Source organism: Duganella sp. Dugasp78 (genome assembly GCF_059491455.1).
Map to the genome: position 1 here is coordinate 6,681,156 of NZ_CP168506.1, position 20,002 is coordinate 6,701,157.

General features: G+C 62.7%; 11 protein-coding genes and 1 pseudogene. 3 read left to right on the top strand and 9 right to left on the bottom strand.

The features are described 5' to 3' along the window. Positions 1-365: 365 nt before the first annotated feature. The 3 genes and pseudogenes from ACEN9O_RS29665 to ACEN9O_RS29675 all read left to right on the top strand — a co-directional run. Entirely contained in the window at positions 366-2,027 is a 1,662-nt protein-coding gene (locus ACEN9O_RS29665) for a glycoside hydrolase family 32 protein (protein ID WP_495615365.1), read from the top strand. A 128-nt stretch (positions 2,028-2,155) separates the two neighbouring features. Beyond that, complete coding sequence (locus ACEN9O_RS29670) at positions 2,156-3,580, top strand: sugar porter family MFS transporter (protein ID WP_495615366.1); 1,425 nt, start codon at positions 2,156-2,158, stop codon at positions 3,578-3,580. Positions 3,581-3,728: 148 nt separating this feature from the next. Beyond that, a pseudogene (locus ACEN9O_RS29675) lies at positions 3,729-4,098 on the top strand (transposase); the annotation flags it as partial. 162 nt (positions 4,099-4,260) lie between these two features. Here ACEN9O_RS29675 and ACEN9O_RS29680 read toward each other — a convergent pair. From ACEN9O_RS29680 to ACEN9O_RS29720, 9 genes are all read right to left on the bottom strand, one after another. Next, a complete protein-coding gene (locus tag ACEN9O_RS29680; RefSeq protein ID WP_495615367.1) occupies positions 4,261-5,304 on the bottom strand; it encodes a glycoside hydrolase family 62 protein in 1,044 nt (347 codons plus the stop codon). Between the two features lie 222 nt (positions 5,305-5,526). Then, a complete protein-coding gene (locus tag ACEN9O_RS29685; RefSeq protein ID WP_495615368.1) occupies positions 5,527-7,032 on the bottom strand; it encodes a tryptophan halogenase family protein in 1,506 nt (501 codons plus the stop codon). Between the two features lie 63 nt (positions 7,033-7,095). Beyond that, positions 7,096-10,221, bottom strand: a complete 3,126-nt coding sequence (locus tag ACEN9O_RS29690) for a TonB-dependent receptor (RefSeq protein WP_495615369.1) — start codon at positions 10,219-10,221, stop codon at positions 7,096-7,098. 97 nt (positions 10,222-10,318) lie between these two features. After that, a complete protein-coding gene (locus ACEN9O_RS29695; RefSeq protein WP_495615370.1) occupies positions 10,319-11,569 on the bottom strand; it encodes a hypothetical protein in 1,251 nt (416 codons plus the stop codon). 154 nt (positions 11,570-11,723) lie between these two features. Continuing rightward, positions 11,724-13,667, bottom strand: a complete 1,944-nt coding sequence (locus tag ACEN9O_RS29700; protein WP_495615371.1) for a glycoside hydrolase family 97 protein — start codon at positions 13,665-13,667, stop codon at positions 11,724-11,726. Positions 13,668-13,741: 74 nt separating this feature from the next. Then, a complete protein-coding gene (locus tag ACEN9O_RS29705; protein WP_495615372.1) occupies positions 13,742-14,941 on the bottom strand; it encodes a XylR family transcriptional regulator in 1,200 nt (399 codons plus the stop codon). 171 nt (positions 14,942-15,112) lie between these two features. Continuing rightward, on the bottom strand, positions 15,113-15,697 hold the full coding sequence (locus ACEN9O_RS29710; RefSeq protein ID WP_495615373.1) for a PEP-CTERM sorting domain-containing protein: 585 nt from the start codon (positions 15,695-15,697) through the stop codon (positions 15,113-15,115). A 32-nt stretch (positions 15,698-15,729) separates the two neighbouring features. Beyond that, positions 15,730-18,234, bottom strand: a complete 2,505-nt coding sequence (locus tag ACEN9O_RS29715) for a cellulose binding domain-containing protein (RefSeq protein WP_495615374.1) — start codon at positions 18,232-18,234, stop codon at positions 15,730-15,732. A 534-nt stretch (positions 18,235-18,768) separates the two neighbouring features. After that, entirely contained in the window at positions 18,769-19,968 is a 1,200-nt protein-coding gene (locus ACEN9O_RS29720; RefSeq protein WP_495615375.1) for a helix-turn-helix transcriptional regulator, read from the bottom strand. Between the last annotated feature and the right edge of the window lie 34 nt (positions 19,969-20,002).

Consider the following 20,002-nt stretch of genomic DNA (forward strand, 5'->3'; position numbering starts at 1 on the left):
TGACAACGATAGACAATTATCGTGCGAAGGAGACAACCGTGCCCACCGTGCGCGGTACCGCCGAAACTGCAGGCGCTTCACCAAAAGCTATGTCGCGCATGGCGAAACGGGCGATCAATCCCGCTTCCCCGGCATACCGTCCTGGCGTCATTTGCCAGGGATGACAACGTTAGATAAAACCATGCCGCCTAAGCGATACGTGTGGCGCGGCCGCTGTTCAGCCGTACGACTTGGGCCAGGCCGACCTGTCGGCACTCAACCGGCCTGGCGCCGCAGCAAGCGTTGTAATGGCCGGCTCGACAGCGACCGTCGCCACGTTATTGAACAACCTGTCCAGGAACTCATCGATGAAAACAAGAAAGCCCATGCAACTGCTGACCATCGGCATCGCGCTACTGAGCGCCGGATGCGCCACCCGGTCCACGCCGCCAACGGCGCCCTATCACCAGGCATATCGCCCGCAGTTGTCGTATTCGCCGGCGCACAACTGGATGAACGATCCGAACGGCCTGGTGTATCACGACGGCGAATACCACCTGTTTTATCAATACAACCCGAATGGCAACACCTGGGGCGACATGTCCTGGGGGCACGCGGTCAGTACCGACCTGGTCCACTGGGACGAACTGGCGCCGGCGCTGCTGGCTGAAAAGGATGAAAAGGGTATGCTCACGCACATGTTTTTCTCCGGTAGCGTGGTGGTCGACGCGGCCAATACGAGCGGCCTGGGCCGGCCCGGCCACCCTGCCATGGTCGCGCTGTTCACCGGTGTCTATCCCCAGGCGCTGTCGCTGGCCAACGGCCTGTCGGTGCGCGCGGGCACGCAGGCGCAATCGCTCGCCTACAGCCTGGACCGTGGCCGCAGCTGGGTGCAGTACGCCGGCAATCCGGTGATCGCGCTGCCGCCGGCCCCGTATGGGGACGAGTTCCGCGACTTCCGCGATCCCAAGGTGTTCTGGTACGCGCCGGAGCGCAAGTGGGTGATGGTGCTAGCCTTGCCGACCCACCACAAGGCCTTGCTCTACTCCTCGAAAGACTTGCTGCACTGGGACTACATGAGCGAATTCGGCCCGGGCAACGCGGTCGGCGGCGTGTGGGAGTGCCCCGACCTGTTCGAACTGCCGGTCGACGGCGATGCCACGCGCAGCAAATGGGTGCTGGTGATTAGCCTCAATCCCGGCGGCCCGGCAGGCGGCTCCGGCACCCAGTACTTCATCGGCGCGTTTGACGGGACCCGCTTTGTGGCCGATACGCCGGTGCCCGATGCCGGCGCGGCGCGCTCACCGCTGGTGGCGACGGCGCGGCCCGGCGATCAAGTTCAATGGCTGGACTATGGGGCCGACTTTTATGCCGCGGTGAGCTGGAACGGCGTCGCCGGCAGCCGCCGTTACCTGACCGGCTGGATGAGCAATTGGACGTACGCACAACAGGTGCCGACCGCGCCCTGGCGCAGCGCCCAATCGGTGCCGCGCGAACTGTCCTTGCGCACCCTCGATGGCCGCGTGCGACTGGTCCAGCAACCGATCGCCGAGTTCAAGCGGCTGCGCTCGGACTTGCTCTACAGCGCGCCCACACTGGACGTGGCGGCCGGGGTCCAACCGATCGCACTGGCCGACAAGCCCGGGCCGATCGAACTGGAATTGCGGCTCGAACCCGGCAAGGCCGGTCGCGCCGGCGTGCGTCTGCGTGGCGGCGCCGACGGCAGGCACACCGAAGTCGGCTATGACAGCGCGCTCGGGCTCCTGTACCTCGATCGCAGCCATGCCGGCGAACATGCCTTCCACCCCGAGTTTGCCGGTCGGCAGATTGCGCCGGTATCGCTGCGCCAAGGACAGCTCAGTTTGCGCATCCTGGTCGATAGCGCATCGGTGACGGTGTTTGCCGGCGAGGGCGAGACCGTCTTGACCAGCCAGATATTCCCCGATCCTGCCGCTCACGGGCTGGCGCTGTTTGCCGAAGGCGCGCCAGCCCAGGTGCACGACTTGCACATCTGGGCCTTGGGATCGATCTGGCCCGCGGTGAAATAAGCCCCATTGCAGCACTGGTCGGGCGCGCGTGCGCGCCAGGCCGACTGCGGTGGGCACCGCACACCATATGAAGTCGCCGGCGTCATGGCTGGCATCCCTACCACGTTACAAGAAAAGGTATTTTTAGCATGAATTCGACACTCTTGAAGGGAACGCTGGTCGGTGGACTGGCCGGCTTGCTGTTTGGCTTCGATACCGCGGTCATCGCGGGCACGACCCAAGGGCTGACCGCCGCATTCCAGCTCGATCCCGGCGGCTTGGGCATGACCGTCTCCAGCGCACTGTGGGGCACCCTGGTCGGCGCCTTGTTGGCCGGTACCCCGGGTGACCGTTTCGGCGCCCGCAACTGCTTGCGCGTCATCGCCATCATGTATATCGTGTCGGCGATCGGCTGCTTTTTTGCGCCCAATCTGACGCTGCTGATCGTGTCGCGCATTATCGGCGGCATCGCGATTGGCGCCTCGTCGGTCCTGGCGCCGATCTACCTGGCAGAGATCGCCCCGGCCAAGTGGCGCGGCGCCATGGTGGGCGCCTTCCAGTTCAATATCGTGCTGGGTATCCTGGTGGCCTATCTCAGTAATTATCTGATCGGATTGCTGGGTCTGGGGGCTGAGGAATGGCGCTGGAAATTCTGCGTCGCGGCGCTGCCGTCGCTGCTGCTGTTTGGCCTGCTGTTCCTGATCCCCAATAGTCCGCGCTGGCTTGCCGTCAAAGGCAGGCGGGACGAGGCGATCCGGGTGCTGAACCAGGTCGGGATCATCAATGTCGCGGCGGAATTGAACAGCTACGTCCAGGCGCAGGGGGCTGGTGCCGGCAAGGCGGCGCGACTGTCGTGGAGCCGCTATCGCAAGCCGATACTGCTGGCCTTCACGCTAGCCGCGTTCAACCAGTTATCCGGCATTAATGCGATTCTGTATTATCTCAACGACATCTTCGCCGCGGCCGGGTTCGCGAAAGTGTCCGCCGATCTGCAGTCGGTAGCGATCGGCGCGACCAATCTGCTGTTTACGCTGTTGGCCTTGACGATTATCGACCGGGTCGGGCGCAAGACCCTATTGCTGATCGGGTCGGTGGGCATGATAGCCGCGCTGTTCGGTACCGCCTTCATTCAGCTGACCGGGACCTATCAGGCGCTTTTGCTGTGGATGCTGATCCTGTTCATCGCCTCTTTCGCCTTCTCGCAGGGGGCGGTCATCTGGGTCTACATCGCGGAAATTTTTCCAACCGAAGTACGGGCCCGCGGGCAGAGCCTAGGCGCCTCCACCCACTGGTTCATGGACGCCATTATAGCCACGGCGTTTCCGCTGCTCGCGGCGTACTCGAAGGGATTGCCGTTTATCTTTTTCGCCCTGGCAATGGTCGCGCAGCTGTTTGTGGTCATGAGATATTTTCCTGAAACAAAAGGGGTGGCGCTCGAAGACATGGCACGATCACTCGGCCAGCCAGGCGACACCACGAACGGGCAAGGCGCTGCCGACGAAGCGGCCGATAGCCGCCCGCGCGCCATCACCCGGGGACACGGACCATCAAGCCCAGGTAGATCAGGTTCTTGAAATTACCAGCCAGCACGACCAAGACAGCGCATCGGTCCGGTCTGCAGCGCCTTGGTGCATGCGTTGCTTGCCAACAAGGTCGAGATAGGCCTTGTTGCACAAATCCGCGCCAGCATCGCCTGACATGACGTTCGGGTAAACTGACAAGATGAACGCACGGGCCAAACCAAAGTATCGAACGACCAACTGCAAGGAGTGCAACGCGGCGCTCAAGGCGCGTGGCTCGCTGCTCATCTGGCTGGACCAGGACATGTGCTGGCACGGCAGTGCAAGTGGAAAGCGTGGGCGCCGCCAGAAGTACAGCGAAGCGGCGATTCAATTCTGCTTGACCATCCAGGGCCTGTTCAACTGGGGGGCTGCAGGCGGTGGGCATGGCGCAAAGCGTGCTCAAGCCAGCGGGCCTGGATGGGGAAGCTCCTGATTTCAGCACCGTAAGCCGCCGACAAAAACATCTTGCCGTGACGATTACGGCGAACGGGACGACGTCGGGCTTGTACTTGCTGGTCGATAGTACCGGAGGTCGATGAACTCTGCGGAAAAGGCTGGTTAGCCTCCCCAATGAAGAACGGCCCGGTCGTAAATCCGACCGGGCCGTCAAGGGCAGACCCAGAAAATATGCCGCCAAGGCGTTAAAGAAAAGCCCTTGACTGAACGGCATTAGCCATTAGGCCCCTTTTATTTTACTTCGATCGGCAGAGTGCGCTTACCGGATTGTCACCCTTCGCAGTGATAACACCCAGGCGGTATGGAATTTTGATGTAATCGTCCGTACGCACTGCAGGGTCATTCCCCTGGAAGAGGTATTCGAGCGGCCGGCAAGGATCGATAGTCATCGTTTGATCCGGGTTAGTCCGCACCATCTCACCGTGGGAAATCCCTTCCGACCAAATCTGTTCAACATTATCGCGCGTCGCGAAAGCGTTCATTGATGCGGAAGAGAACGGCTCCCATTTTCCGTCCAGGCCGTTGCTCTTCCAAATCCGGAAGTAACGTCCTTTGTTCGAAATTGCCTCCACCAGAGTAATGTAGGTATTCGTGTTGGCAATCTTATAGGTATTGCTCGCCTCGAACACGTCTTCCTTTTTTTCGTTGATGACAGCGACGGTGTTATGGAATCCCATCGGGAACTGGCCTAACTCGGTTTCTGAGCGAAGCAAACGTCCATTGTCGTCGGTATTAAACAGATAACATTTTTTATCGTCGCAGATCACCCAAAAATCCAGCCAGCCGGTGCCTTGCGGAGCCTTGACGATGTCGGGTACGACCGAAAAGAACGGCTTGGGCGCGCTCCAGGACATCGGATCGCCGATATCTTTCGAGGTTGAATACTGCGGATCGCCACCTTGATAGACGAGATACCAGGTTTTCTGCGGAGCGAAATAGAATACTTGCGGCGCTGCGCGATAGCCTGGCCCCATGGGGGACTTGTCGAGCGGGACTATTTTCGCGGCCGGCGCGTTCGACCACTTGTCAAAGCTGGCGTACCCAAGCCCCCAGCCAGCGGATCCGGCGGTGGTCATAAATACATGATATTTTCCATTCGCGTAAACTATCGAAGGATCTTTCACGCCGTAAATTGTCTGGGTTGGGTCTGGTTGAGGCGCAATAAGCTGCGGGCTCGAAGTCCAGTTAAATGTGGTGCTGTTGGCCATCGCATTGCTCACGCCACATACCGCCAAGGCGGCCCACAGAGCCACCACCAAACTGCGTTTTTTTAGTCTCATTAATATCTTCCTTTTTTTGCGTATCAAAACTTTTTTGCGGAACGGAGCATAGACCGAAACACGTGCTACAGATAAAGCAGAGCGTAATGACTTCTACAACTCGCTATTTTTTTGAAGAAAGTGTGACGGAAGTGTTAGGTCTGACCAGCAAGTCGATCGACAATGCCGTCATCCATCCGGCCGTGCCGCCGCCGGCCACCACGATGCGTTTGAACGGAAGGTTCATGGCGGGCCGCAGTACCGGGAAAGGTAGTCGGCGTGGTCGGGCATCGCCTTGACCGTCTGCGCGATCATCTCGCGCCGGCTGGCGAAATGCGCCAGCAGTTGCTCGAACTGCAGGGTGTCGATCAGCGGGTCGTCCTGCTTGGGCACCACGCCCAGTCCCATCAGCAGCGAGACGTGGGACGCCGCGCCAAAGCCCTGCGGATCGTAGACGACCACGCGCCCGGTTTCGCGGAACATGTCGATCTGGTGCCGCAGCGAATCCGGAATCGGCATGTTGGCGCAGTAGCGCCAGAATGCCGAATCGGTCCGGTCGGTGACCTTGTAGTGCAAGACGATGAAGTCGCGCACGAACGCGTAGCGTTCCGCGATCAGGCGGTTGAACTCGTCGGCCAGCTCGGGACGGCAATCGCGACCAGGAAAGTATTGGAGCAGCCAGCCGACCGCAAGTTCGATGATGTTGATGCTGGTCGATTCGAGCGGCTCCAGAAAGCCGCCCGACAGACCGATGGCGACGCAGTTCTTGATCCAGGACTTGCGGCGCCGGCCGGTGGTAAAGCGCAGCTGGCGCGGCGCGTCCAGCGCTTCGCCGTCCAGGCCGTCCAGCAGCACGCGGCCCGCCTCCTCGTCGGTGGTGAAGGCGTCGCAGTACACATGGCCGTTGCCAGTGCGGTGCTGCAGCGGAATGCGCCAGGTCCAGCCGGCGCTACGGGCGGTCGATGTCGTGTAGGGCATGAGCTGGCCGGCCCGGGCACTTGGCATGGCCTGCGCGCTGTTACACGGCAGCATGGCGCTCCAGTCGTCGTAGCCGGCCTTGAACACGCCTTCGATCAACAGGCCGCGAAAGCCGGAACAATCGACGAACAGGTCGCCTTCGACGCGGCGTCCGTCGCGCAGCTTGAGGGCGGTGATGAAGCCGGTCTCGGGGTGCTGTTCGACGCCGTCTATCATGCCCTCGATCCGCCCCACGCCGCGGCGCATGGCATCGTCGCGCAAATAGGCGGCATACAGGCCGGCGTCGAAATGGTAGGCGTGGCTATAGGCGTCGGTGATCGAGGGCAGCTCGTCGTGCGGCGGCGCGTAGCGGTTGTTGCGCGCCATCGCCGTCGCCATCGACCATTGCTCGTACGACGGCATATCCTTGAAGGCGCGCGACAGGCGCAGCCAGTACATATAAGCCGGTCGATTGTCGATCGGCGGGCCAAAGTCGCCGAAACCGTGGAAGAAGCGGTTGCCGACCTGCCCCCAATCCTTGAACTCGATGCCGAGCTTGAACGTCGCCTGGGTCTTCCTGACGAAATCGGCCTCGTCCAGGCCCAGCGCGTGATTGAAGTAGCGGATGGTCGGCAGCGTCGCTTCGCCCACGCCAACGGTGCCGATCTCGGGCGACTCGACCAGCACGATCTCGCAGCGCCCGCCCAGCTTGAGCGCCAGCGGCGCCGCCGTCATCCAGCCGGCGGTGCCGCCGCCGACGATGACGACTTTCCGGATTCCGGTATCGGACATAAGTGTCACTTTCTGATGGTGTACCTTGACAGGCGGTCCCGCACGCGGGACCGCCTGGGCCCTTTAGTACGTGTAGCGCAGCGACAGGCGATAGCTGCGGCCAGGCTCGAACCAGGCACGGGTCATGGCGCCGATATGCTGCTGCTGGGTCTGCCTAACGATGACATCCAGCAGATTGCTTGCAGAGAAACTGACCTGCACATGGTCGCTGAATCGATAGTCGAGTCCGAAGTCCAGCTGTCCGGTCGCTTCCTGCCAGGTCGGCAGACCCCAGGCCACGTCCGTCGGATAGACCGTCTTGCCGTCGACCACCGTTGCCCGGGATGGATCGGCGCTGGTGGCGCCGCCCAGGGGATCCGAGGTGCCATTGACGTTCACGCCCTGCAGGAAACGACTGCGCCAGCTGTAGGCCAGGCGCGACGACAGCGGCCCCCGGTCGTACAGGAACATCAAGTTAAAGGCGTTGGGCGACATATACTGCAGGGGCATGTCGGTGAACGGCAGGCCGTCGGTGTCGCAGCCATACAAGCTCAAGGAACTGTTATTGAACGAGCCGGCGGCCGGGCAGTACTTCAGCGGGAACGGATGGTGCAGCGTCTGCTTGCTCTTGATGTAGGTGTAGTTCGCAGAGATGCCGAAGCCCTTGGCCCACTCCGGCAGCTTGCCCTCCAGCCCAGGCACGTTGTTGAAGTAGGTCTGGCCGGCAAGCTCCAGCCCGGCCACCTTGCCGTCCGCTGCATTGGTCGGCGCGCTGATCAGGAAGGTCTGCGGGCTGCCGGCCAGGTCGTTGTATTCAGCGACGTAGGCCGAGTTCAGGACGATGTCGTGCACCTTCTTGTAGAAGAAGGCGCCCGTCAGCGACGAACCGTTGCCCGGATACCACTCGAGCGTCGCGTCGAAGCTGTTGGCCCTGGTCGGGTTCAGCTTGACGTTACCCTTGTTGGTTCCCTTGTAGAGGATGCTCTGCAAGTTCTTGGTTTGGCTGTTGAAGCCGAGCGATTGCTCCAGCTCGACGTATTCGGCCAGGTCGCCAAAGCTCGGCCGGTACATCGACTTCGCGAACGCGAGGCGCGCCTGCAGCTTGTCGGTCAAGTCCGCCTTCAGGTTAACACTCGGCAGCACGTCGAGATAGTCGTGGTTCGAGTCGATCGGCTGGTCGATGGTTCCAAACCGCGGCACCGAGGCCGGCGTGGTGCTGCTGTAGGTCGGCTTGAACACCGTGTAACCATGGGCGGTCGTGTTGGTGTGGACCACGCGCACGCCGACGCTCCCCTCGACCGGGAAGCGCAGATCGTCAAACCCGAAACGCGTCATCATGTAGGCGGCCTGGGTCTTCTCCGACTGCAGCCTGGTTTTTGCCGGGTTGCCGTCGAAGACGAACGGCTTCCAGTCCACCTTGTTCGAGCAGTCGTTGTTCTGGTGCCAATACGCGTTGGCGTCCTCGCAGGAGTACTGGCGGATCAGCCCCAGTTTCTGGTAGGCCGCGGGATAGTCCTTGACCGCGTCCATGGTCGGCTGCACCAGGGTCGGCGGCATGGGGACCTTGCCGTTGAAGAAGTTGGTGTAATTGAAGGCGGTGACCGGCACCAGGGCCGCGTACTTCGGATCGCTCAAATAGCCGAAGTTGGCGTACGGCTGCCAGCTCTTGTCCTTATCAGTTTGGCTGGGCAGCTGGCCCGGCGTGCTCGTTGGCAGGACCGCCCATGGCTCGGCGTTGCTGTACCAGGTATCGCCGGTGGCCTCGGTGTGGTCGGACGAGCGCTTGGTCAGGCGCACGCCGAAACGCAGGTCGCGCAGCACCGGGTGGTCGAACTTGAAGCGCACATCGGTCTTCCATGCGTACAGGTCGGCTTTCGCCTTGTCATTGTTGGCCTGCACGTTTGTAATGTAGTAATTGGCCGGATCGGCCAGGAATTTTCTCGCCGCGTCGTCAAACGTGATCTGCCCGGGATTTTTGCTCAGGTCGACAGTCATGCTCGGCACGAAGGTGGCCAGGACGATGCCGCCCCCCATCGACCTGTTCGTTGCATGGACCCATTGCAGGTCGTTCTGGACCGACCAGCGATCATTGATGGTCCACTTGGCATTCCAGGCGATCTCCCGGGTCTGCGACTTCCGCTCGGCAAAAGCCTGGTTGGAATTGAAGCCCAGGCCGCCCGCCGCGAACTGGTTCGCGCCCGCGCCGCCGATCGGATAGGTGTACTTGGCAGATTGCAGGATGCCGTTGGCGTCGAACACGGGGTCGATGAGCTTGGACATATAGGGGTTTTCCACCCCGCTGAACGAGGCATTCTCGACGCTGGTCTCCTTGTAGCCCGAGTGGAAATAGGTGAGCGAGGATTCCATGCCCGACTTCTTCCACTGCAGCGCGCCATAGATGCCGGCGCGGTCGTTCTTGCTGGTGTTGGTGCGCCACGATGCGGATTTCGGCACCCACACGGTTTGTCCCGCGACCACGTCGGTGCGCGGGAAGTAGGAGTCCACCTGGAGCGAGTCGTTGTGGGTATTGCTCTCGTTGGCGGACAGGTCGAGCAGCGCGCCCCATTGGCCGAAGTCGTTTTCCCAGCGTTTCGACACCAGGCCGGAGAGCGCGGGCGAGGATTTCGAACCGAGCGCGTTGTAGTTGAGGCTGGTCGCGGCGGTGAATTTATCGCCCTTGTAGTCGAACGGCAGCGCGGTACGCAAGTCGACCTGACCGCTGACGCCGCCTTCGATCAGTTCGGCCGGCGGATTCTTGTGCACGATCACCGCGGACATCAGCTCGGGCGGAATGTCGCCCCAGCTCAATTCGCGTCCCGGCCAGCCGGCCGAGAACGATTCGCGGCCATTCAAGGTCGACGAACCCCAGGTCAGGCCGCGCACCGAAATGCCGGAACCCTCGACCGAGAAGTGCTCCGGGTCGGTGCGCGATTTGTTGCGGTCCATCGTCACGCCGACAACGCGCTGCAGCACCTCGGTGATCGACTTGTCGGGCAGCTTGCCGGCCTCTTCCGCGACGACGCCGTCGATCACCTCTTCGGCATTCTGCTTGAGCTTGGCAGCCGACTTCATTGCCTCGCGCTGACCGCTGACGACCACGGTGACGACCTCGCCTTCCTTGGCGGCCGGCGCCGCAGGCGCCGTTTGCGCCTGCGCGCCGGCGCTGTACAGCGCCGCCAGCTGCGCTGCCGCGAATGCCAGGGCGGTCATCCTCAAAGGGTTCCGGTTGGCCGTTTTTACTATTGTTCTCATTGTCTCTGTCCTCTTGAATTCGTGTAGTTGTTCTAATTACCTACCTCGTACGCCGTCACTTGAAGGTGATTTTTCCCATCGTCATGCTGGTGGTGTAGGTCTGGGTTCCGGCGGTGAGCACCTTATTGTTGATATCAGGCACATTGAACTCGAGCTTGGCGATCGAATAGCCCTGCAGCTCCTTCCAGACGTCGAGCGCTGGCAGGCCACAGCTCTCCGACACGGTGAACGTCTTGAGATCGATGCTTTGCTCTTGCAGGCCCTGTACGGGTGACGCAAACACCGGGGTCATGAACTTCTCCAGAATCACATTGCAATTGTCCTTGACGTGGTGGCCGAGGTAGAGCCAGACCCTGAGCTGGGTCTTTTGCGCAGTGATCATTTCCGGATTCATCATCAGATCGAACTTGATGGCCTTCTGGGAATCGATCCGCACACCGGCAGTCGTGTCGGCGTCGGCGACGAGACCATCCAGGGTGGCGGCGTACAACCGGAGACCGAAGTAGCCGCCGGGATCAGAGTCGTTCGACGGTTTGTCCATGGAGAACGTGTAGGTGCTGCCGTCGGCGGCCGCAGCGGTTTTGTTGGGAGAGGAGGCGTACCATTCGATCTTGCCGTTCTCCGCGGTACGTCCGTTATCGTTTGCCTTGTAGCCGCCGGTGAAAGTCAGCGTGGGTGCTTCCGCGGTGCCGACCGGAATGGTCTTGCTCACCGAAGCCGCATTGAAGTAATCGTTGCCGGCCTGGGTGGCGGACACGATGCACAGCCCATCGGCGAGCGTCTGCAGTGTGGTTCCGGTCATCGAGCACACTGCGGGGGTGCTGGTGGCAAAGGTGACGGGAAGGTCGGCCACAGCGCTCTTGCTGGAAGTTCCCGCCACCTGCATCGACGTCCCAACGGGCACGCCTCCCGGGTTGAGGAAGCCCAGAATCGTCTGGTCAGTCTTGGGAACGACGAACAGTTGGCGTTCCGTGGCCGGGGCGAAGCCATTCCCGCCGGCCTGGTTGGCGCTCACCGAGCACTCGCCCGCCTTCAGCAGCGACAGCGTGGCGCCGCTGACGCTGCACACGGCCGGCGTGTTCGACACGTAGGTCACCGGTCCGCCGGAACTGGCCGTCGCTGCCAGCGTAACGGTTGCGACCTCGGGCGGAGGCGTCAATGTCGCGCCGCCCGGGAACGGGAAGGAAATGGCCTGCATCAACCCGCCCTCGCTGCCGCTGCCGCTGCCGCTGCCACCGCCACCGCCACCGCAACCGGCCAGCAACGTGGCACAGGCCAGTCCGACTGCCGTCAGCTGGAATCTCATGGTATGTCTCCTCATTGGGATAGTCCTCTCTTTTATGTTGACTACAATTGCCCGGCACCGGCTGCGCCGATAACAAGGAGGGAGGGGGCTCTGCCCCGCTCCACTCCGCGTTCGCGGCGCCTTCATTGCCGCCCCAAGGTCCCGGGCCGATGGGCTATTTTGTAAGGGGTGCAAGGATCACCGCCGCGCCGCCCGCGGACGCCAGATGCAGTTCCAGCACATCGCCGGCACCGACCTCGCGCTCCACGCGCACCACTTGGTTCGGCGTGGCGCCGTCCTCCCAGACGGTCGCGCGGTACTTGCCCGGCCCCAGGAAGCGCAGCGGCACGCGCTTGACGGCGCCACCGTTTTCCTCGGCCTGCATGGCGCCGACGTACCAGGTTGTTCCCTGGCGCCGCGCCAGCACGATGTCCACGCCAGGCTGGCCGGACAGGAACCGGGTCTGGTCCCAGGCCGTCGGCACGCTCTTGATGAAATCGAAGCCGGCGGCGTCGCGATAAGCGTCGGGATGGTCGGACACCATCTGCAGCGGGCTGTCGTAGACCACGTACATGGCCAGCGCCTGGCCGCGCGTGCTTTGCGTCAGCGGCATCTCCGCGCGCACCTCGAAGCTGGCCGGCGTGCCGTTGCGAAAGCCGCCCGGCGTGTAGTCCATCGGACCGGCTAGCATGCGCGTGTACGGCAGCGTCAGGTTGTGCCGCGGCGTGACCCGGTCGGTCATCTTGTTCCATTCCGCGCCCAGCACGCCTTCCTGGGTGATGAAATTCGGATAGGTACGCTGCAGCCCGTCGGGAATATAGGCGCCGTGCAGATCGAGCAGCAGATGGCGCTGCGCCGTGGCGGCCGCGACACGCTGGTAGAACGCGACCACGTCCTGGTCGTCGCGGTTCATGAAATCGACCTTGACGCCCTTGATGCCCCAGCGCACATAGGTATCGAGCACCTCGTCCATGCGCGGCGCCACGTGCTCCCAGTGCGCCCACAGCAGCAGCCCCACGCCCTTGCCGGCAGCGTAGCGCACCAGCGCCGGCATGTCGATGCCGTCGGCGGCACGGGTGATGTCGACCGTCGGCAACGCGTCGCAGCACTCGGCGGGGCCCGAGGCCCAGCCTGCGTCGATCAGGTAATACGGCAAGCCGGCGGCGGCGGCGAAATCGATGAAGCGGCGATAGCTGTCCATGCCGGGCTTCATGCCCTTCAAGGGGCCCGACCACCAGTCCCAGGCAGCCTTGCCCGGCCGCACCCAGCTGAAGTCGCCCTGCGGCGCCGGATTCAGGTTGCCGATCAGATCAGAGCCGATCAGGTCGCCGGCGCGCTCGCCCAGCATGACCACGCGCCAGGCCGTCGTCAGCCCGGCCTTGGACACGAACGCCGGCCCGGCCCGGTTCGGCACCGCCGACAAGCGCAGCCGCAGGGCGCTGCCTTCGCGCCACAGGGAGGCACCGGTATAGCCCGCGAGATGCGCCTGGGTGACGGCATACGCGGTGCGCCCGGAAGGCGTGCTGCAGACCACCGGCACATCGTAAGCGCGGTCGGCTGGCAGCTGCGACACCCTCATGCGCGCAAACGCTTCCTCATGCGAGCCTTGCGCGGGCGTGACCAGGCATTCCGGGTCGCCGGCCGGGGTGAACGCCGTGCGTTCGCCGCGCAAGCTCAACGGCTCATCGCCGTCGATGCGGTAGCGGAACGCCACCCCGTCGTCATAAGCACGCACATCGATCGACAGCCGGCGTCCGTCGGCCGCGCTCTCGCGAAAAGTGAGCGTGGCGCCGCGATAATGGTCGCGCGCCCGGTCGGCCTTGGTGGCGACCAGGGCAACGACCTGGTCGACCCTGGTATCCTGACGGCGCTCCAGCACCAGCGGGCCGAAGGCCGGAACGCCATCGAGATCGAGCCCCAGCGGCGACGAGGCGATCACGCTCTCGCCCCGGCGCGCCACCGAGAACCGGCTCGCATCGCGTTCGATCGTAATGGACGAGCGGCCATCCGGCGAGGTGACCACCAGCGCGCCGGGCGCCGCCGCGACAGCCGCCGGGCCGGTCATGCCAGACAGCGTGAAAACTGCAACGGCCGCAATCAACGGGGACGATAGCTTCAAAAAAAACTCCTGATTCAAAATGTCATGGCGGCCCGGATATCGCTCGCAGGCCTGAGGTACAACCTCGTCCGGTGCTAAGCCGGCAAATCCTGTCGAAGCTCGTTGAGCACGCGGTCGCGGTAGGCGCGCGGTGTGCAGCCAAGTTCGCGCTTGAATACCCGATGCATGTACTGGGTGGAGGTGAGGCCGCTGCCCAGCGCCACGTCGGCGATGCTGCAATCCCCGCTTTCCAGGCCGGCCTTGGCGGCATTGAGCTTGAAGCTCATGATCACGTCATGCACGCTGCATCCCAGCTCCTGGCGAAAGTCGGCGTCGAGCGAAGAGCGCGATACGCCCACGTATTGGGCCACCTGTTCGGTCCTGATGCCCTGGCAGGCATACTGGCGGATGAAATGGCGCGCCCGCATCACGTTGGGATGCTTGATCAGCTGATACTGGCTGGACGCGTGGACGCTGACACCGGCCGGCGGCACCACGGCCGGCGTGTGCGGCGGGCGTACGCCGTGCAGCATCTGCTCCATCAGCTGGGCTGCCGTGCGCCCCATCTCATGCGTGCCCTGGATCACGGAGCTGAGCGGTATGCGGGTGAGCCTGCGCACCAGCGGGTCGTTGTCGATGCCGATCACCGCCACCTGTTCCGGCACTTCGATGCCGGCGAGGATACAGGCCTGCAAGAGCTGGCGCGCGCGCGCGTCCGAGACGGCGATGACGCCGACCGGCTTGGGCAAGCTGCGCAACCAGTCGATCTGGACCTGGACCGCCGCATCCCACGAGTGGGCGTTGGTTTCCCAGCCGCGGAAAATCTCCGCCTTCAGCTGGTCGCCCTGCATCAGGCTGCGGAAGGCATGCTCGCGCTCCTGCGCCCAGCGGTTTTCCCCGGTGGCGGGAACGCTGAACATGGCGAAACGCTGCAGGCCGACATCAATCAGATGCTGGCGTGCCATTTCGACCAGCTTGAAATTGTCGGTCGCCACATACGGCACCCCGGCCGGGTAGCTGGCCGGGTCGGCGTAGGAACCGCCCACCGCCACCACCGGTACGCGACAGCGCGACAACGCTTGCGCCACGGCCGGATCGTCAAAATTGGCGATAATGCCATCGCCCTGCCAGTGCTCTATGCCTGACAGGCGCAACTGGAAATCTTCTTCCAGGTAGACATCCCAGGCCGCGCGCGTACTTCCAACATATGCGGCAATGCCGGCGATGACTTCGTGATCGAATATCTTGTTCGCGTTGAATAACAGCGCGATCCGGTGTACTTTCGTCGTCTTCATTTTACTTATATGCCTAGAGAACATTTCCGAAAAAACGATAACAGCCGCACACTTGCCCGCCGTTGGCTTCGCTCGCAAAAAAAAGGGGCAGCCAAAGCTGCCCCGTAAAATCGCCGCGCAAGCACGCAGCGAGGAGAGCAAAAATGTGTGGCGGCTGGACTGACGGGATCTTCAGCGCGAAGCTCTGCGCCGCGCCACCGCCAGCGCCAGCAGGCCGGCCCCCAGCATCAGCGGTGTGCCGGGCTCGGGCACCGCGGCGGCGGCGGTGAAGTCGTCCATCACATACCAGCCGCTGTCGCGCGTGATGCTCAGGGACGACACCTTGTCGAAGCCGGCGCCCACCCAGACGTAGGCGGCGCCGATGGCGACGTTGCCGGTGCTGCCTATCAGCTGGTGGGCGGCATCGTAGGCGCTGATGTTGATCCAGCTGGCCTGGTCGGCGCCGCCCTGGGGCGTGGCGAACCAGGCGCCGGCAAAATGGAACGCCGTAGCGCTGCTGACGCTGGCGGCATCGTCACCGAAGCCGTTGACGGCGAAGTTCTGGCCGGAGTGGGCCGCGTTCGCATAGCCGCCGATGGTGTTGTCGCCGACATACCAGTCGGCGCTCCAGGTCAGGCCCGCATACGGGTTGATATCGTTCAGGCCGCTGAAGTCGCCGCCGGTGGTCAGGTCATCGAAATTGGTCACGCCGGCATGGGCGGCGCCAGCGAGCAGCACGGTGGCGCCGGCGAGCAATGCGAACAAGGTTTTTTTCATGATGTGTTTGCTCAATACTCAATAAAGATGGGTTATTTGCACACGTCACCGGTCACGACCGGTATCGAGACTGGTTCCGGACCGGCCTGGCCACCGATGGACATGCCGAACTTATAGGTCTGGCCCGGATAGATGTCGCCGCCGCCGGTCACCGTGAAGGTCGGTGTGCTGCCGCTCACGACCCCGCCCCAGATCCCATTCACCTGCGAGTTGTCGTCGTAGGTCCAGTGCACCGACCAGCCGCTGATGACCTCGTTTCCCTGGTTGGCGATGCTCACCTCGGCGATGCCGCCGCCCCACCACTTGGCGGTCACGGCGTAGGTGCACACAGCCGTGCCCTTCCCTGGCACCGCCGGCACCTGCGGCACCGCCTGGACCTCGCCGTCCGGGTCGATCTTGCCGTAGGCGATGCCGCGGCCGTTGGTGCTCATGTAGACCGTGCCGTAGGTGTTCATGTCGCCGACCACCATGCGGTCGCCGCCGCCGTACTGGTGCGCATCGTCGTTGACGCGGACCCAGCTCGCGCCCTTGTCGGTGGAACGCAACAGGCCGCGGTCGACGCCTACCGCGCCCCACATGTAGAGCGTCGGGTAGAGGGCATCCGGCGCTGCCTTGCCCAGGCCTAAGGCGGCGCAACTGTTCACGCCGGCTACTTTGGTGAAGGTGGCGCCGGAATCGGTCGAATGGTTCAGGCCGCCACCATTCAGGCATACCCACAGGTCGCCCTCGATGCCGGGGGTGGCGCGCAGGAAGTCCGAGCCGAAGCTGCCCAGTTGGGCTTTGGCGCTGAACGAGACGGCGCCGTCGGTGCTCACCATCAGTTTGCCGGTGTCGCGGTCGTAGACGTAGAACTTGGCCGGGTTGACCGGATCGGCCACCGGACGCGCGTTGTTCACGGCCAGGCCGCTCACGGCCGTCCAGTTGGTGCCAAAATCGGTCGAACGGTAGCTGGTGGTCGAATTCTCCGGGCTGTGCATCAGCACGAAGCCGTCGGCCGACAGGGCCAAGCTGCCCTTGGCCGCCATCATGGACGACGCCCGTGTCCAGCTGGCGCCCGAGTTGGCCGAGGTATAGAGCTGGTTGCCCACCCGCGCCATCACCTGGGGAGCCTGCGCGGCCACGGCCAGGCCGGTGTTCGTCCCCATCGACGGCGTCAGGCGCCGGCTGTACTGGGCCGGATCGGCGATGAAGCCGTCGAAGTCGCCGATCACGGACGCGAGCGACCCGTCGGGCAGGCTCTCGGCGGTGAACGGGACGGCCTCCTCGATCCCGTGCGCATCGAATTTCCAGCTGGTGGTGGGCGCGTCGATGTCGCTGGTCTTGAACAGGCCGTTACCCGACACCATCCACACGCTCTTCGGATCGAAGGGGTCGAACTCGACCGAGCCGGACCAGTGGATCGCCTCGCTGCCGATCCAGTCGATGCCGTTCGTGTCCACCGTCATGCCGGCCCCGAACACGTCGGTCCAGCTGCGGCCGGCGTCCAGCGAGGTAAAGACGCGGTCGCCCCAAGTGGCGGGCTGATGCTGCTGGTACTGCCAGGTGTTGACGGTCGACGCCACCAGATGCTTGGGATTGCCCGGGTCGACGCTGATGCCGCTGAACGGAGATGTCATGCCGCCCTGCGCGAAGTTGGGCGGCGTGATGTTGGTCCAAGCACCGCCGATGGTGTTGTACTCCCAGATCTGCCCCGTGTTCATCGGCTCGCTGTCGGCGCCTCCGTGCGGTCCGGCGCCATTGGCATAGGTCAGGTACAGGCGGCCCTTGGAGGTGATCGCGGCGCGCTGCGGCATCAGGCCGCCCGGTGCGCCCGCGACCGGGGTGAAGGTGGCGCCGCCGTCCTTGCTCATATACAGGTTCGGCCCCACCGAACCGTAGCGCGACACGCCGACATAGATGCGCTTGGCCGTACCCTGGCTCACGCTGGTGGGATCGAGCAGCACAAAGCTGATGCCGTTGTCGTTGGGGGTGCTGGTCACGTTGAGTGAGCTCACCCGGCCCCAGGTCGCGCCCGCATCGACACTCTTGAACAGGCCGTCGCGGCGCGTCCCCACGTACAGCACATTACCCGAGCCCGGATCGACCTGCAGCTTCTCGCCGGTCGAGCGGCCCAGGCCGTTGCCATGGGCCTTGAACTGGGCGCTCACGTCGGTCGTCTCGAAGTGCTTGCCGTAGTCGCTCGAGCGCAGGATCACGGTCTTGCCGTTGCTGAAGTAGCTGGTGCCGGCAAGCATGTACACATTGGCCGCGTTGCGCGGGTCGATCGCCAGCGACTCCACCCCCATCAGGCCTCTATCGTTGGCGGAAACCCAATCCATGAGGGCGGTCCAGCGGCCGTTCTGGGCGTCGTAGCGGTAGGCGCCGCCGACGTCGGTGCGTACGAATACCACGCCGCGCTCGCTCTTGCTGGTCACGATGCCGCTGACGAAGCCGCCGCCGCCCATCGCGACATTATCCCAATGATAATTCTCAGCTGTGGCGCCGAGCGACATCAGCCAGCCTGTGGTCAAGCAGGCGATCATTTTCTTCAACTGCATTACCATCTCCTTTATATTTATTTTATTTTTCAACTTGCAAGCCGCAACCATCGGCGGCGCGCAAGTTTTAAATCGATTTAATCGATTTAAGTTTTTGATATATGAAGAACATTTATTAGCCAGTAATTAGTGGACCGTCGGCGCCTTTAATCAGCCTGGGGATATCAGCGCATAAATCTGTTCCATCTACGACCGGGGTGGTGGCGGAATCCTGCCCACGTCTGAAGCATAGGCCGTCCAGCATGGGTAACGGTATTGCCGTTAAGCGAATTTCTTGCACAGCGCAGAAATTGCAAACAATGTTAGCTATGGTGCAAATCGGCCGTGGCAGCTGGCGCGAGCCGGGGCGAGCGGGCCGGAAGCAATGGGCGCCGGCAAGGGCCAGGATGACGGGTGCGCGCCTGCGCCTGGCGCGAGCACTGGCCGGCAGCGGCTCAGCCGGGGTGTTCAGGCCGGGTGGCGAGGGGAAGAACAGGATCAGGTTGCCTGGCCGGAACAAGCCGGCTCAGGCTGAATGATTGGGATAAGGGGGGGTCAGGCGACTGTTTCTGACGTGGTGCTGTCGGTGGGCTGCTCCGGCTGCCGCTGAGCGGCCAGCATCCGGAATGACTTCGGCGCACAGCCAAATTCTTCCTTGAACAGCCTATTAAAATAAGGAACATTTGAATAGCCAACCAAATACGCGATTTCCGAGACGGCGGCGCTGCTTTTCTCAGTCAGCAATCTGGATGCCTCGGTCAGCCGCAGTTTATTCAGGTAACCGGTAAATGTCATGCCAAGTTCAGATTTCAGCACTTCATTGATTTTATAGCGGTTCGCCCCGGTCCCCTCCACCACGGTTTCCAGATCCAGTTTGGGATCGGTATAAGAGCTGGCGATATACCGCAAGATCGACGCCTTTTCCTTGTCCTTATACGGTTCCAGGGTTAACTGGCGATAAGCCACCAAGGGCAAATTTATTTTCATTTTTGAATCCACGCTGGCCAGCAGCGCGCGGGAATAGGCCAGGAAAAACCAGACACCAAATACCACCCAGCCCCCCAGGACCATGACCGCCAGCGCAGCCAGATAGCGGTAATCGCGGCCATGCAAGGTCAGTTCGCTAATTTCAGCGTAGGCATCCACATTGCGCGGCGTGACCGTGCTGGTGCCGAACATGATCTTCCCAACCTTGTCGAGCCTATACTCCTGGAGCGCCAGGTCCCGCTTCCTCGTAGGGAACCACCATTCGGGAATCATTAGCCGGGCCAGGTCGAGCGTCACCGGCATGCCCTGTTCGCTGCACGAAAAATACGCCCTCGGCGGAACGTAGGTCGCGTACAGGCCCGGCTTGGATAATTTTTCGTCGAAGGTGGACATCTCCATCATCAGGGAAGTGGCCGGCGCGCATTTGGCAACGAAGGTAATGGTACGGAACCGCGACCAATCCTCGTGGACCGGACGCCCCTTGTCGTCATCGAGGACCAGGTCGGCGCCGACAAAAGGATAGGCGCTCTCCTTGAGCGTGAAGTCGAAGCGCAGCCTGTCGGGCGAGGTAGCGTGCAAGCGCACCGTCGACGCGCCCCCCGTAAACACATCGGAATACGTGCCGAAACGCGTGCGCGCGCCATCTTTATGCCTCGGCAAGAGCGTGCGTGTCGGAAAGGCCTGATAGACGAAAAACACCGCCAGCAGCGCATCCACGACCAGCAGGAAAATCAGCGCCAGCAGCGTCTTCTTATAGAACTCTTGCATATATATAGGGTATGGGCCTGTCTCGTCGCCGCAC